Origin of the sequence: Pseudomonas sp. TMW 2.1634 (genome assembly GCF_001703595.1) — a bacterium.
Lineage (GTDB): Bacteria > Pseudomonadota > Gammaproteobacteria > Pseudomonadales > Pseudomonadaceae > Aquipseudomonas > Aquipseudomonas fragi.
The window spans coordinates 2,598,425-2,612,391 of sequence record NZ_CP016849.1; the positions used below are offsets into that span (position 1 = coordinate 2,598,425).

The 13,967-nt window shown below is 58.9% G+C and carries 15 protein-coding genes; 5 read left to right on the forward strand and 10 right to left on the reverse strand.

All coding sequences use genetic code 11. The annotated features are described in order from the left end of the window. Window positions 1–48: 48 nt before the first annotated feature. Both BFC21_RS12320 and BFC21_RS12325 read right to left on the reverse strand, forming a co-directional pair. Window positions 49–1,206, reverse strand: coding sequence for a phosphatidylserine/phosphatidylglycerophosphate/cardiolipin synthase family protein (locus BFC21_RS12320; protein ID WP_086798481.1), 1,158 nt, complete (start codon window positions 1,204–1,206; stop codon window positions 49–51). Window position 1,207: 1 nt separating this feature from the next. Continuing rightward, on the reverse strand, window positions 1,208–1,798 hold the full coding sequence (locus BFC21_RS12325; RefSeq protein ID WP_088377999.1) for a YceI family protein: 591 nt from the start codon (window positions 1,796–1,798) through the stop codon (window positions 1,208–1,210). A 236-nt stretch (window positions 1,799–2,034) separates the two neighbouring features. On the opposite strand from BFC21_RS12325, the gene olsB reads away from it, so the two are divergent. Then, entirely contained in the window at window positions 2,035–2,790 is a 756-nt protein-coding gene (gene olsB, locus BFC21_RS12330) for an L-ornithine N(alpha)-acyltransferase (protein ID WP_095004620.1), read from the forward strand. Next, window positions 2,790–3,581 (forward strand): 1-acyl-sn-glycerol-3-phosphate acyltransferase, encoded by a 792-nt coding sequence (locus BFC21_RS12335; protein ID WP_088378001.1) that lies wholly within the window; start codon window positions 2,790–2,792, stop codon window positions 3,579–3,581. Before olsB ends, BFC21_RS12335 begins: the two co-directional genes overlap by 1 nt. A gap of 595 nt (window positions 3,582–4,176) precedes the next feature. Here the strand turns inward: BFC21_RS12335 and BFC21_RS12345 are convergent. Next, window positions 4,177–4,446 carry a short-chain dehydrogenase gene (locus BFC21_RS12345; protein ID WP_120266186.1) on the reverse strand — a complete coding sequence of 90 codons (270 nt, stop codon included), beginning with the start codon at window positions 4,444–4,446 and terminating at the stop codon, window positions 4,177–4,179. Window positions 4,447–4,926: 480 nt separating this feature from the next. After that, window positions 4,927–5,517 carry an ACP phosphodiesterase gene (locus tag BFC21_RS12350; protein ID WP_120266187.1) on the reverse strand — a complete coding sequence of 197 codons (591 nt, stop codon included), beginning with the start codon at window positions 5,515–5,517 and terminating at the stop codon, window positions 4,927–4,929. Window positions 5,518–5,671: 154 nt separating this feature from the next. Between BFC21_RS12350 and BFC21_RS12355 the strand changes: the two genes are divergently transcribed. From BFC21_RS12355 to BFC21_RS12365, 3 genes are read left to right on the forward strand one after another with little or no spacing between them, the layout of a single operon-like run. Beyond that, complete coding sequence (locus BFC21_RS12355) at window positions 5,672–5,974, forward strand: helix-turn-helix transcriptional regulator (RefSeq protein WP_016782013.1); 303 nt, start codon at window positions 5,672–5,674, stop codon at window positions 5,972–5,974. 10 nt (window positions 5,975–5,984) lie between these two features. Next, window positions 5,985–7,151 (forward strand): MFS transporter, encoded by a 1,167-nt coding sequence (locus tag BFC21_RS12360; protein ID WP_088378003.1) that lies wholly within the window; start codon window positions 5,985–5,987, stop codon window positions 7,149–7,151. Between the two features lie 20 nt (window positions 7,152–7,171). Next, window positions 7,172–8,221: an alkene reductase gene (locus BFC21_RS12365; RefSeq protein WP_120266188.1), complete on the forward strand. Its 1,050-nt coding sequence runs from the start codon at window positions 7,172–7,174 to the stop codon at window positions 8,219–8,221. A gap of 642 nt (window positions 8,222–8,863) precedes the next feature. On the opposite strand, the gene rpoS is transcribed toward BFC21_RS12365, so the two are convergent. The 6 genes from rpoS to ispF all read right to left on the reverse strand — a co-directional run bounded on the left by rpoS (window position 8,864) and on the right by ispF (window position 13,952). After that, on the reverse strand, window positions 8,864–9,868 hold the full coding sequence (rpoS, locus tag BFC21_RS12370; RefSeq protein ID WP_016782010.1) for an RNA polymerase sigma factor RpoS: 1,005 nt from the start codon (window positions 9,866–9,868) through the stop codon (window positions 8,864–8,866). Window positions 9,869–9,974: 106 nt separating this feature from the next. Beyond that, window positions 9,975–10,802, reverse strand: a complete 828-nt coding sequence (locus tag BFC21_RS12375; protein ID WP_095004633.1) for a peptidoglycan DD-metalloendopeptidase family protein — start codon at window positions 10,800–10,802, stop codon at window positions 9,975–9,977. A gap of 207 nt (window positions 10,803–11,009) precedes the next feature. Further along, the gene (locus BFC21_RS12380) at window positions 11,010–11,645 is read right to left on the reverse strand and encodes a protein-L-isoaspartate(D-aspartate) O-methyltransferase (protein ID WP_169845246.1); all 636 of its coding nucleotides are present in this window, start codon (window positions 11,643–11,645) and stop codon (window positions 11,010–11,012) included. 41 nt (window positions 11,646–11,686) lie between these two features. Then, on the reverse strand, window positions 11,687–12,436 hold the full coding sequence (gene surE, locus BFC21_RS12385) for a 5'/3'-nucleotidase SurE (RefSeq protein WP_088378005.1): 750 nt from the start codon (window positions 12,434–12,436) through the stop codon (window positions 11,687–11,689). After that, entirely contained in the window at window positions 12,424–13,482 is a 1,059-nt protein-coding gene (gene truD, locus BFC21_RS12390; RefSeq protein ID WP_088378006.1) for a tRNA pseudouridine(13) synthase TruD, read from the reverse strand. The genes surE and truD overlap by 13 nt, the downstream gene beginning before the upstream one ends. Further along, window positions 13,479–13,952 carry a 2-C-methyl-D-erythritol 2,4-cyclodiphosphate synthase gene (gene ispF / locus BFC21_RS12395; protein WP_016782005.1) on the reverse strand — a complete coding sequence of 158 codons (474 nt, stop codon included), beginning with the start codon at window positions 13,950–13,952 and terminating at the stop codon, window positions 13,479–13,481. Before ispF ends, truD begins: the two co-directional genes overlap by 4 nt. Window positions 13,953–13,967 lie beyond the last annotated feature (15 nt).

Sequence of the window (13,967 nt, forward strand, 5' to 3'; positions counted from 1 at the left end):
CGATTTTGCACGTTATCCACGCTTGTGTAACCGCATGCAGGGCGAAATTCAGTGGCGCCGCCCCAAAATATTCACCACCAGCCGGTCAACCCAGCCCCAGATGCGCTGCTTGACCCGGCGCCAGAGGGGGCGTGACTGCCAGTCTTGCAGGCTGACGGGCAGGCTCTGGGCGAAATCGGCAGTAAAGCTGGCCGCCACCGCTTGCGTAAGCGCCGGGTCCAGCGCTTCAAGGTTGGCCTCAAGATTGAAGCGCAGGTTCCAGTGATCGAAATTGCACGAGCCAATGCTCACCCAATCGTCGATCAGGACCATTTTCAAATGCAGAAAACGCGGCTGGTATTCCAGTATCTGAACACCGGACTTGAGCAGCCTCGGGTAGTAACGGTGCCCGGCGTAGCGCACCGAAGGGTGGTCGGTGCGTGGCCCCGTCAGCAGCAGCCGCACATCGACGCCCCGCGCTGCTGCCCGCCGCAGCGAACGGCGCACGCTCCAGGTTGGCAGGAAGTACGGCGTGGCCAGCCAGATCCGCTGCTTGCCACTGTTGATCGCCCGCACCAGCGACTGCAGGATGTCACGATGCTGGTGGGCATCGGCGTAAGCCACGCGGCCCATGCCTTCGGCCTCATCGGGCACCCCGGGCAGGCGCGCCAGGCCGAAGTGGGTCGCCGGCTTCCACGCCTTGCGGCTGATATTGGCACGCCACTGACGATCGAACAGCATCTGCCAGTCCTGCACCAGCGGCCCTTGCATCTGCACCATCACCTCATGCCAGTCGCAGGTGTTTTCGGCCGGGCGCCAGAACTCATCGGTGACGCCGGTGCCACCTACCACGGCCAGTTGCTGATCCACCAGCAACAGCTTGCGATGGTCGCGATAAAGGTTGTTCAGGCCACGGCGCCAGCTCAGCGGGTTGTAATGCCGCAGCTCCACACCGGCCTCGATCAGCCTGCGGCGCAAACCCGGCCCCAATCCCAGGCTGCCGTAGGCATCAAACAGGCAACGCACCCGCACCTCGCGCCAGGCGGCCTGCTCCAGCGCCTGGACGATGGTTTCGGCACAGTCACCGGCCTCGACCAGGTACAACTCCAGATCAATCTGCTCCTGCGCCTGCTCAATGGCGGCCAGGATGCGGGGGAAAAACTGCGGGCCGTCGATCAGCAGCTCGAACTGATTGTCGCTGCGCCAGCCGAACACCGCGCCGGCCATCTTAACGGGCCGTAAAAATCAGCACCGCATTCACCGGTACTGAAAAACTGATGGCCGACAGCCCGGCCATTTTGCGCAAGCTTTCAAGCTCGGGTTGCAGGCCAAAATCCTCGGCCTGCAGCATCAGCGGCTCCAGGGTCACAACCTGGAAGCGTCGCTCATCCAGACGGGTGGCCAACAGTTCAGCTTCATAGGTGTGCTGCTTGCCGCGCAAGCTGACGGTGACCGGCAAGTGCAACTCCAGTTGCGCCCCGCTCGCCAAGTCATTGATCGGTTGCAGGTCGATCTGCGCGCTGATCTGCGCTTCGGGGAAGTGCTTGAAATCAAACAGCACGTCACGCATGCGCTCATCGCGCAGGGGCACCGCGCTGTTGACCGAGTCCATCTCGATGCGCAATTGCGCCAGGCCCTTGCGGTCGACCTTGCCATGCAGGACCAGAAAGCGATGCACATCAGCGATATTGGCATTTTGCGTGGTGATAAACGAAAGCCGAGACGACTCACCATCCAGGTACCAGTTGGCCTGGGCAGACAGGCTTACGCCAAGGGTCAGCACCAGGGCGCAGGCAGAAGAAAACAGCGCTTTAAGCATAAAAACTCATCAACAAATCAACGTGGGTGAACATTAAACCCGGCGAGCAGTTTTGGCAGGTCTTTTTTACACAGTGTCTGGCTGTCAATTCCCACACAAAGTTCCTCCCGGGGCTGTCATACAAGCATCACCCAAACGTCACAGGGGTGACATTGCACTTGCCTAGCCTGAAGTTGCACACCTCAGTCGATTGGCAGAAACCCAGAGCGGGCACAGTGCCTGCACGGAGATTCGCAATGTCCCAGATCGCCCGTATCCGCGACACCGTTCCAGAACGTCGCCTGCAAGCCGAGCGCCTGCTCGGCCCCGTCGCCCTGCGTGAAGCTCAGGCCCTGCGTTTTCGTGTATTCAGCGGCGAGTTGAAAGCCAAACTCAAAGGTACCGAGCACGGGCTCGACGAGGACGGTTATGACGCCTGGTGCGAGCATATCGGCGTGCGCGACCTTAATAGCGGCCAACTGGTAGCCACCACCCGCCTGCTGGATCACAGCGCGGCAAAAAACATCGGCCACTTTTACAGCGAAGAAGAATTCAACCTGCACGGCCTGGCGAACCTGCAAGGCCCGGTGCTGGAAATCGGCCGCACCTGCGTCGACCCGGCCTACCGCAACGGTGGCACCATTACCGTGCTGTGGAGCGAGCTGGCAGACGTGCTCAACCAGGGCAATTACCGCTACCTGATGGGCTGTGCCAGTATCCCGATGCAAGACGGCGGCATTCAGGCCCGGGCGATCATGCAGCGTCTGCGCGAGCGTTATTTGTGTACGCAGCATTTGCGCGCCGAGCCGAAAAAGCCGTTGCCGGCACAGGACGTGCCCGCCAACGTCATTACTGAAATGCCGCCCCTGCTCAAGGCCTATATGCGCCTGGGCGCGAAAATTTGCGGCGAGCCCTGCTGGGATGAAGATTTCCAGGTGGCCGACGTGTTTATCCTGCTCAAGCGCGATGAACTGTGCCCGCGTTATGCCCGCCACTTCAAGGCGGCCATGTAATGAGCCGCGCGCGCCGGTATGCCCGGGTGGCACGGGTGCTCGGGGTGGTCAGCCTGGGGTTGGGCATGGCGGGAATGTTCGGGCTGCTTGAGCGCCTGGGCCTGAACAGCACGATGGACAGGCGCCAGCGCTGGTCGCAGTTTTTCATGACACGCCTGAGCAATGCCCTGCCCTTTCGCGTCAGAGTGGTCGGGGAACTCCCGGCAACGCCGATGCTGTGGGTGAGCAATCATGTGTCCTGGACCGACATTGCACTGCTGGGGCAATTGACCCCGCTGTCGTTTTTGTCCAAGTCCGAAGTGCGCGGCTGGCCAGTGGCCGGCTGGTTGGCAGCCAAGGCAGGCAGTTTGTTTATCCGCCGGGGTGCGGGCGACAGCCAGTTGCTCCGCGAGCAAATGACCCGCCACTTGCAGCAACCGCTGCCGCTGCTGATGTTTCCTGAAGGCACCACCACTGATGGGAGCTCGGTGCGTACCTTTCATGGGCGGTTGCTGTCGGCGGCGATCGACAGCCGTGTGTCGCTGCAACCGGTGGCTATTCGCTATATGCGTAATGGCGAGGTCGATGCGATAGCACCCTTTGTAGGTGATGACGATTTGTTGTCGCATTTGCTGCGGTTGTTTAGCCATGAACAGGGCGACGTCGAGATCCATCTGCTGGAGCCCCTGGCCAGCCACGCACAAGAGCGGGCTGTGCTGGCGTTCAGGGCACAGGAAGCGATCCGGCGGGTGGTGACGGCGCCGGTCACGCCAATAGATCCGCTGCCGGAGAGAGTGGGGGCGATGATTTGAGCCACCCGCTGTAGGGGTTGACTGGATGGTTTTAACTGGCGTTTCGAGTACATATCCGGCATTGGCATTTAACTGAAATACTGGTTTCGCCCTGCTGTGAGGGGCATTCGTACCGTCAGGACAAGAGAGTGGCAACAGCAAAAGCAAAAGCAAAAGCAAAAGCAAAAGCAAAAGCAAAAATTTGAAACAACACCACTCTTTTGTGGGAGCGGGCTTGCTCGCGATGGCAGCACATCGGTCATGCAGATAGAACGAGGTGTCTGCATCGCGGGCAAGCCCGGCTCCCACAGGGTACAGATGTCGGCCGCAGTGCTTTTGATCTGCCTGCCCTCCCGAGAGGAAGTTCTGTGGAGTGGGTCGACCGGCATGGATGCCGGGAGAGCCGCGATGGGCCAAGGATGGCCCGTGGCGGCGTGCCCACGGAGCGGGACTGGAGCGAGGGAACCTGAGCGCAGCGAAGGCCGTACGATGGGGCGAGGACTTTTTGGTTCCTTTTGGGTCCTTCCAAAAGGGACTCGCTGTAAGAGCGAAACCAAGATTTCAGTTGGACGCAAGTGCCGGATATGTACTCAACGTATCGGTTAAACAAACAAGATCAAGCGGGCCGCAAACGCCAGCCCAGCACATCGAGCAGATCGCACCCGTCGCGCAGCAATTGCGCACAAACAACGGCCAGATGTTTGAAATCAACAGAATCGGCCTTTTGCACTTCGCAGTTGGAGAACGATTCCATGAGTTGGGTTACAGCCAGAATGCGTGCAATAGCATTGGCGTGGAGTACGTCGAGGGGGGCATTACGGTCGATCAACAAGGCGGGGATGGTGCAGTCGATTGCGGTGAGCGGGATAAACTGGGAATGACTCATGGCTATACCTCTAATGCTCTATGTTTTAGCCAGCCGTTTGGGTCGCCAAACAAAAACAGGTGGCCGCTGTACGCGGGTTGGCGAACCGGTCATTCCCAGAACCCGGCAGACCCGAAGATCTCCCACGTACAGCTGCCATAAAGCACAGGGCGCAAAATACACGCTCCGTCATATATAGCAATTGCACATATTTCTGAAAATGTTCCAGGTCGCCAAACCCGGTCGTCTTGTCGGCGAGCACCGACTATAGGCGTCGAACCGCCACCCCAGCAATTGGCAAACCCGTGCGAAAAATCCCGAAAAAACGTGAGCACGCAATCCCTGTAGTCGCTGCCGAGGAACGAAGGCTGCGATCGAACGCGAAGCGGTCGTAAACCGGTGAGCACGTAATTACCTGAAATCCGCGTTCTCTGAATTTACGACCGCTTCGCGCTCGATCGCAGCCTCGCTCCGCGAGTCAGCGACTACAAAAATTACCGCTCATGGCGTTACGAGGCTAACCCGCTGCGCCGCCGCATACACCTGCAACTGCGGATAAAACGCCCGAAAATCCTCACTAAGCGGTTCGTACAACACCTTCAGGTCCTGCATCGCCCCGGCCAGTTCCTCGGGCCGCGACAAGCGCCGGGCGATACCGTTGAACACCTGCTCCAGCACCGCAAAATCCCGGTATGAACCCAGCCAGTCATGGGCCGCCATATGCGGCGCGATAGTCGCCAGACGCCGTGGCAACTGTTGCTCGGCCACCAGCACACGGTAAAAATCCGCAGTAAAACGCTCCAGCGCCCCTTCGGCATACAGCCCCCAGTCCCGCGCCAGGCAATGGTCAAAAAACACATCGAGGACAATCCCCGCATAGCGCCGGCGCGTATGGGCAAAACGTGACAACGACTGATCAACCAGCGGGTGGTTGTCTGTAAAAACATCAATGCTGCGGTGCAGCGCAATACCGTGTTCAATATCAGCGCTGTATTGGCCGTGCAGCCGCCCTTTGACGAAATCGCCATACAGGCTGCCAAGCATTTCTTCCGGGCGCTGTCCGCCCAGGTGCAGATGTGCGAGATAATTCATCGGCGCAGTTTAGCACTGCCACACCTGTATCGTTATAACCCGATATACCGATTTGAGCTGATCTAAGATCAAATTCATATTTGTATATCGCGATATTACGATTTAAAGTTCGCCTCATCGCGATATAACGTTGTACCCAATGAGCACTGCAACCATGACGATCGACCTCGACGAAATAATAAAAGCCCTGGCACACCCAGTACGCCGAGAAATTCTCAACGCTCTCAAAGACCCTGATGCCTCGTTCCCGGGCCAGGTCCATTCCACGGAGCATGGTGTATGCGCCGGGCAGTTCGACCAACTCTGCGGCCTGTCGCAGTCCACGGTCTCTGCGCACCTAGCCACCCTGCAACGGGCAGGCCTGATTACCAGCCAGAAACATGGCCAGTGGCACTTCTTCAAACGCAATGAGGACACCATCAAGGCGTTCCTCGAAAAAATCAGCCAAGAGCTTTAAAAGGACTTCCATGCCCCTCTCGCTACTCATTCTGGCGCTCAGCGCTTTCGCCATCGGGACCACCGAGTTCGTGATCATGGGCTTGCTGCCCGATGTCGCGACCGACCTTGGCGTGTCCATCCCCGGTGCCGGCTGGCTGGTCACCGGTTACGCGCTGGGCGTGGCCATCGGTGCGCCGTTCATGGCACTGGCCACGGCCAAGTTGCCGCGCAAGGCGGCCCTGGTAGCGTTGATGGTGATTTTCATCATTGGCAACCTGCTCTGTGCCCTGGCCAGTGATTACAACGTGCTGATGTTTGCCCGCGTTGTCACCGCCCTGTGTCACGGTGCGTTCTTCGGCATTGGCTCGGTGGTGGCTGCAGGCCTGGTGCCTGCCAACAAGCGTGCATCTGCCGTGGCCCTGATGTTTACCGGCCTGACCCTGGCCAACGTGCTGGGCGTTCCCCTGGGCACCGCGCTGGGCCAGGCCGCAGGCTGGCGCTCGACGTTTTTTGCCGTGACCGTGATAGGTGTGGTGGCACTGATCGGGCTGATCCGTTTTCTGCCCGCCAAACGTGACGAAGAAAAGCTCGACATGCGCGCCGAGCTGGCAGCCCTCAAGGGTGCTGGCATCTGGCTGTCGCTGAGCATGACGGCACTGTTTTCCGCGTCGATGTTCACCCTGTTCACCTATGTGGCGCCCCTGCTCGGTGATGTCACCGGCGTATCGCCTACCGGCGTGACCTGGACCCTGCTGCTGATCGGCCTGGGCCTGACGGTGGGTAATATCATCGGTGGCAAGCTGGCCGACAAACGCCTGGCCGCGACCCTGATCGGGGTGTTTATCGCGATGGCGGTGATGTCCACCGTGCTGACCTGGACCAGCGTCGCGGTGATCCCGACCGAAATCACCCTGTTCCTCTGGGCCGCCGCCTCGTTTGCCGCCGTACCGGCGCTGCAAATCAACGTTGTGACCTTCGGCAAGGCTGCCCCCAACCTGGTGTCGACCCTGAACATCGGTGCCTTCAACGTCGGCAATGCCCTCGGCGCCTGGGTTGGCGGCAGCGTCATCGCCCACGGCTTCGGCCTTACCAGCGTGCCGCTGGCTGCAGCCGCGCTGGCAATACTGGCCCTGCTGGTGACCCTGATTACTTTCCGCCAGAACGGTAACTCCGAGCTGGCTACTGCTACTAACTGATCCTTGAGAGGGCTGCATAAATGACCACGATTTTTGATCCGATCAAGCTGGGCGACCTTGAGCTGCCCAACCGCATCATCATGGCGCCGCTGACCCGCTGCCGTGCCGATGAAGGCCGTGTACCCAATGCACTGATGGCTGAATACTATGTTCAGCGCGCGTCAGCTGGCCTGATCCTGAGCGAGGCCACTTCAGTCACGCCAATGGGCGTCGGTTACCCTGATACCCCGGGCATCTGGGCTGACGATCAGGTACGCGGCTGGACCAACATCACCAAGGCCGTACACGCGGCCGGTGGCCGGATTGCATTGCAGTTGTGGCATGTAGGCCGTATCTCGCACCCGATGTACCTCAACGGCGAAACGCCGGTTGCCCCTAGCGCCATCGCCGCCAAGGGCCATGTCAGCCTGGTACGCCCCAAGGTTGATTTCCCGACGCCACGCGCCCTGGAAACCGCCGAGATCGCCGATATTGTCGAGGCCTACCGCACTGGCGCCGAGAACGCCAAGGCCGCCGGTTTTGACGGCGTCGAGATACATGGCGCAAATGGTTACCTGCTCGACCAGTTCCTGCAAAGCAGCACCAACAAACGTACCGACCAGTACGGTGGCAGCGTCGAAAACCGCGCGCGCCTGTTGCTCGAAGTGACCGATGCCGCGATTGAAGTCTGGGGCGCTGGCCGGGTTGGCGTGCATTTGTCGCCACGGGCCGACCTGCATGACATGGGTGATGAGAATCTGGCTGAAACCTTCGGTTATGTCGCCCGCGAGCTGGGCAAACGCGGCATTGCCTACATCTGCGCGCGCGAGCATGAAGCTGCAGACAGCCTGGGCCCACAGCTCAAGCAAGCCTTCGGCGGCGCGTACATCGTCAACGAGAGCTTCACCAAGGACAGCGCCAATGCCTGGCTGGCGGCGGGCAAAGCGGATGCCGTCGCCTTTGGCGTGCCTTTTATCGCCAACCCCGACCTGCCAGCACGCCTGAAGGCCGATGCACCGCTCAATGAAGCGCATCCGGAAAGCTTTTACTCCAAAGGCCCGGTGGGTTACATCGACTACCCGGCGCTGTAAGCCTTGACCAGGCTTTGACCCCGTAAAACGCAAAACGCCCGAGGCTAATGGCCTTGGGCGTTTTACATTAAAAAACCGGGTTACAGGTACGGCGCAGAGTGTGTTCAAAAACACTTTATTTTGGGCAAAAAAAGGGGCGGTTTGACCCGCCCACATTTTTTCCCTAGTCCCTTTTGTTCCTTCTCATCATCCTGATGAATCGCATCCCGCGATGTCCGTTTGCGTTCTTCCTTGAGCGCTGTGTCGATCCGTCAACACAGTTCAAATACTAGAGTCTTGTGGAATTGCTGCAACCACGACAGTTATAGATTTTTATTACATAAAAAGTTCATACTTTAAATTAAATGCTTTTGATTTCAGCCAGTTAGCAAATAAACAAGGTAAGAAAAAGGCACTTACCCATCTCTGCCAAGCCCTTTGCTTACGCAAAATGTAAGTAAAGGCTTACAACACCCTACAGAGAATAATCAATCCTGCCCGTGACATTGCGTTTCAACTCTCACCCCATAAACAAAACATTAAAAAAACAACACGTTGCGTTTAACTATAACGGCAGATAAATACCTGCCAGGCAGCCCTGATTAATCTTTCACCCACAAAAAACCCCGAATAGCTCGGGGTTTCAAGTCAGCCTGTGGCGCGTTACTGAAACAGCGACTCGCTAGACAAACCATTGCGTTCAAGGATTTCTCGCAGACGCTTGAGCCCTTCTACCTGGATCTGGCGTACACGTTCACGGGTCAGGCCGATTTCCAGCCCTACATCTTCAAGGGTGCTGCTCTCATGGCCGCGCAGGCCGAAACGGCGAATCACCACCTCGCGCTGCTTGTCTGTGAGTTCAGACAGCCACTGGTCAATGCTTTGCGACAGGTCATCGTCCTGCAGCAGCTCACATGGATCGGTGGGGCGGTCGTCGGTCAGGGTATCGAGCAGGGTTTTGTCCGAATCCGGCCCCAGGGAAACGTCTACTGATGACACCCGCTCGTTGAGCCCAAGCATGCGCTTGACCTCTGCGACAGGTTTTTCCAGCAGGTTGGCGATTTCTTCAGGGGAGGGTTCGTGGTCCAGCTTTTGCGTGAGTTCGCGGGCGGCTCGCAGGTAGACATTGAGCTCTTTAACGACGTGGATCGGCAAGCGAATGGTGCGGGTCTGGTTCATGATCGCCCGTTCAATCGTTTGGCGGATCCACCAGGTGGCGTAGGTCGAGAAACGGAAGCCGCGTTCGGGGTCGAACTTCTCGACAGCCCGGATCAGGCCCAGGTTGCCCTCTTCAATCAGGTCCAGCAGCGACAAGCCACGATTGACATAGCGCCGGGCAATTTTCACCACCAGCCGCAAGTTGCTTTCAATCATGCGTTTGCGCCCTGCCGGGTCGCCACTTTGCGACAGCCGCGCAAAATGAACTTCTTCGGCAGGAGAGAGTAACGGGGAGAAGCCAATTTCATTGAGGTACAGCTGCGTCGCGTCGAGCGCCCGGGTGTAATCAATGTACTTGTGCTGTTTCGTCGCGGGTGCTTTTTTGGACTTGGTTCGAGCTGTAGGGGCTGAATCGTCTTCTTCTGACATCAAGTCGCTATCGATGCTGGAGTCCATAAGGAGCACCTCATCGTCGATGTCAAACCCCGGCGCTTCTTTGTTGAGAGCCATTGTAGTAGTCCTTTGTTGAGTTCGACCTCAAGCTCGAGCATCGCCTTAGTCCTTGGCAACGCTGGAGCCTGTTCCTTATCCACATCAGGAACAGGCTGGTAACCGATCAACGGCGAGGAAGGAATTGCAATGGATCTACAGGTTTACCTTGGCGGCGAATCTCAAAGTGAAGTTTCACCCGGTCTGTACCAGTTGACCCCATTTCGGCAATTGTCTGTCCGACCTTGACCTGCTGCCCCTCCCGAACCAAAAGCCTGCGGTTGTGACCGTAGGCACTGACGTAGGTATCACTGTGTTTGATGATGATCAGTTCGCCGTAGCCCCTCAATCCACTGCCAGCGTATACAACCGAACCATCAGACGCAGCTAAAACAGGCTGTCCCAAATCGCCGGCGATATCAATACCTTTATTCAAACTACCGTTTGAAGAGAATTTACCGATCAAAATACCATTGGAAGGCCACCCCCAACCCTTGGGTGCAGGGCCTGCCGGCAGGGCTGGCGCGGGCGCCGGAGTGCTGGCCACAGTGCCTTGACGCTTGATTACCGTGGTCTTGCTACCCGAAGAGGACGAGACCACCGTGGTGCTGGTGCCACCCGCGGGCTGGCTGCCGGAGCGCCCGTCGAAGCGGATCACCTGCCCCGGAACGATGGTGAACGGCGCTGCGATATTGTTGCGTGCAGCCAGCGCCTTCCAGTCCCAACCGTAGCGAAAGGCAATCGAAAACAGGGTATCGCCGCGACGCACGGCATATTGCCCCGTGGTCACGGCCGGACGCTGGGCCACACCGTTGCGGTCAACGACATTGACGCCATTCTTGGGGGTGCTGGAGCACGCCGCCAACAAAGCCAGTGTGGCACTCAGCAACAGACCGGCCGCCAGTCTCTGAAAGCTTTTGCTGCTCATACGCTGCGCAATGACTGTGAGACTCACCCGCCGCTCCCTTTGAAGATGGCTGAAAATTAGAACGCCAGTACTGGCCTCATTAGGCGCAAGTATAACTGGCTACAGGGCTTTTACAGACTGCAAAGCCGATTGATAAACACACTGTATAAAACATAAACGCGCACTGGGCAGAACCGGGTGACGGGCTTTATGACCCGTGGCCCCGCCCATAATTCACCTGGCACCGACAAAGACTCAGGCCAGCGGCCCGTTAAGCAGTGGCACAAAGCGCACATTGCCGATCACCCGGCGGGCGAACCCGTGCTCTTCACGCACGATCAGCATCAGTTGCTGCACCTCCCCCGCCCCCACCGGAATCACCAGGCGCCCGCCAGGGGCCAGTTGATCGAGCAATGCCTGGGGTACATCGGTAGCCACCGCCGTAACGATAATACCGTTGTAAGGCGCCAGCGCAGGCCAGCCCTCCCAGCCATCGCCCCAGCGGAACACCACGTTGCGCAGGTTAAGTTCCAGCAGTCGTTCCTTGGCCCGGTCCTGCAACACCTTGATGCGCTCGACCGAAAAAATCCGCTCGACCAGTTGCGACAGCACGGCGGTTTGATAGCCCGAACCGGTGCCGATCTCCATGACCTTGTCCAGCGGCCCGTCTTCCAGCAGCAGCTCGCTCATGCGGGCCACCATGTAAGGCTGGGAGATGGTCTGGTTATTGCCGATCGGCAGCGCGGTGTCTTCATAGGCCCGATGGGCCAACGCCTCATCCACAAACAGATGTCGGGGTGTGCGGCGGATGACCTCAAGCACGTTCTGGTTAACGATGCCTTCTTCACGCAGGCGCTGGATCAGCCGCTCGCGGGTACGCTCCGAGGTCATGCCAATACCGCGGTGCATCATGCCATCCTGCTCGCGCGCCATCAGCCCATGCCCTCCAGCCAGCTATTGAGGTGTTTGAATCCATCGCCAAAGGTGCGATCCAGCTGCAACGGCGTTATCGACACATAGCCCTGCATCACGGCATGAAAGTCCGTGCCCGGGCCGCCGTCTTCGACATCACCTGCCGCAGCAATCCAGTAACCGGCCTTGCCTCGTGGATCAACTACACGTACCGGCGCAGCCGCACGGGCCCGATGCCCGAGACGGGTCAGCTGGATGCCACGGATCTTGTCCAATGGCAGATTGGGAATATTGACATTGAGGACCGTACGCGGCGGCAAGTCCAGCGTTGCGTGGGCTTCAAGCAACTTGCGGGCAAAAAAAGCCGCCGTCGGCAGGTTGTCCACCTGGCGGGACACCAACGAAAAGGCAAAAGAAGGCCGATCCAGAAAACGCCCTTCAAGGGCCGCCGCTACAGTGCCCGAATACAACACGTCATCACCCAGGTTGGCCCCCAGGTTGATGCCCGACACCACCATGTCCGGCTGCTGCTCCAGCAAGCCGTGAATCCCCAGATGCACACAATCGGTGGGCGTACCGTTGATGCTGATAAAGCCATTGGCCAGGGTGTGGGGATGCAGGGGTCGGTCCAGCGTCAGCGAACTGCTGGCGCCGCTTTTATCCTGCTCGGGGGCGATCACCACGCAATCGGCGTAGTCGGCCAGCGCTGCGTAAAGCGCAGCCAGGCCCGGAGCCGTGACCCCATCATCGTTTGAAATCAGAATACGCATAAGCTATCCGCTTGATCCAACGTCACCAGATCAACAAGCTCACGCACCAGAACAGTGGCGAAGCATCCGGCCGGCAGAACAAATTCCAGTTGCAGAATGTCAGGCTGCGGATAATGCCACGTCAACCGGCCAATGGGCAGTCGCAGGATACGTCGCTCGTGGCTCATGCCCGCGCGCACCAGCCAGTCACGCAATTCGGCTTCACGCTCGGCAATTGACTGCTCCAGCGCATGGGTGGCGCCAGTGGTCGGTGAATCGCCCTCGCCCCACTGCGGGCCGGTGGGGTGAAGGTCGAGAATGGCCAGGCGCGGGTCGCTGCATTCAGCCTCGCCTGCCGGGAAAAAACTGCGGCTGTCGGTAAACGCCAGCAAATCACCGACCTGTGCCCGTTGCCAGCTGCCGTCGGCCACCCGCGCCGCGAGCACCTGATTGAACAGGTAGCTGCGGGCGGTGGACAGCAGCCGGGAGCGCACGTTGCGCTGCTCGGGCAGGGCTTTGCGCGCCGCATAATCACGGGCTTCGCCAAGGTTGCCGCCCTGCCAGCCAAAACGCTGGGTGCCAAAGTAGTTCGGCACCCCTTGCCTGGTGATCTGTTGCAGGCGTTGCTCCAGCGCATCCTTGTCAGCGTTCAGTTGCGTCAGGCGCAGAGTGAAACCATTGGCCGCATGGGCACCGCGCTGCAATTTGCGCTTGTGCCGCGAAGTCTTGAGAATCTTCAGCGTGTCGTTTTCAGCGCCCGACAAATCAGGATCTGCCTTGCCCGGCAACTGCACGCTGAACCACTGACGAGTCAGTGCCTGGCGGTCCTTGAGACCGGCATAGCTGACAGTGCGCAAGGGCACACCCGCCGCCTTGGCAATGCGCCGGGCAGCTTCTTCAGTATTCAGGCCGCGTTTCTCGACCCACAACCACAGGTGCTCGCCGTCTCCGGACAAAGGGATGTCCAGGACTTCGTCGACCTGGAAGTCTTCAGCCGTGGCCTTGAGCACAGCCGTGCCCAGTGCTTCACCGTAGGCCCGCGGGCCGAGCAGATCAGACTCGTTCATGGGCGAACCAACAAGGCAATGGAGTGCACTGCGATCCCTTCTTCACGACCGACAAAACCGAGTTTTTCGGTGGTCGTGGCCTTTACGTTTACCTGGTCCAAATCAACCTCTAGATCCGCCGCAATCAGCGCGCGCATCGTTTCAATATGCGGCGCCATTTTCGGCGCCTGGGCAATGATGGTGTTGTCGACGTTGCCGACTTTCCAGCCCTTGGCATGGATCAGACCCACGACATGACGCAACAGGACGCGGCTGTCAGCGCCCTTGAAGGTCGGATCGGTGTCCGGAAAATGCTTGCCGATGTCGCCCAGCGCCGCCGCACCCAGCAAGGCATCGCTGAGCGCGTGCAAAAGCACATCGCCATCAGAGTGGGCCAACAGCCCGAATTTGTGGGAGATCCGCACGCCGCCCAACGTAATGAAATCGCCTTCAGCGAAACAGTGCACATCATAGCCGTGGCCAATACGCATAAAAAAACGCCCCGA